Source organism: Arthrobacter sp. 10T425, from assembly GCF_056393985.1.
This window is the reverse complement of the sequence record NZ_JBFTGZ010000096.1, coordinates 1-416: the sequence shown is the minus strand read 5'-3', so window position 1 is coordinate 416 and position 416 is coordinate 1. Positions and strand designations below refer to the sequence as shown.

Annotated in this window: 1 protein-coding gene; it reads right to left on the bottom strand. The window is 60.1% G+C overall.

From position 1 onward, the window contains the following. A partial coding sequence (locus tag AC1DDH_RS20685; RefSeq protein WP_476956247.1) for a hypothetical protein occupies positions 1 to 416 on the bottom strand: 416 nt, incomplete at both ends.

Here is a 416-nt window from a genome sequence, read left to right as displayed (position 1 = left end):
ATGTTGGTCAGCGGAAGAAAATCGAGCAGCTTGTTCTCCGCCATCACCGAGGACACCGCATCGAGCAGGCCCAGAAACCTGATTTCGATGGTATTGCCCTCGATGGCCAGATCATCGTCGTGGCGGCGCTTGTATTTGCGCACGAGTTCATTGACGAATGCGCGCGCGAGGACCCCGCCCCGGTCTGCGCCGAACACGGACACCTCGATGCGCTGCAYCTTSTCCATCTGTTGCGTGGCRTCGCGGTAGGCCAACTCGAATTGCCTGAGGGCGGCGYGAAGCCGGTCCTCGASGCCTGTGCCGAACACCAGCGCGATTGCGGCGTTGTCCCGAAGCATCGGGATTGAATCCATGCCGGCATCGACAACAATGGCCTTTGCAACCGACCATGCAGCCTTTAGCGGACTCTTCCTGAC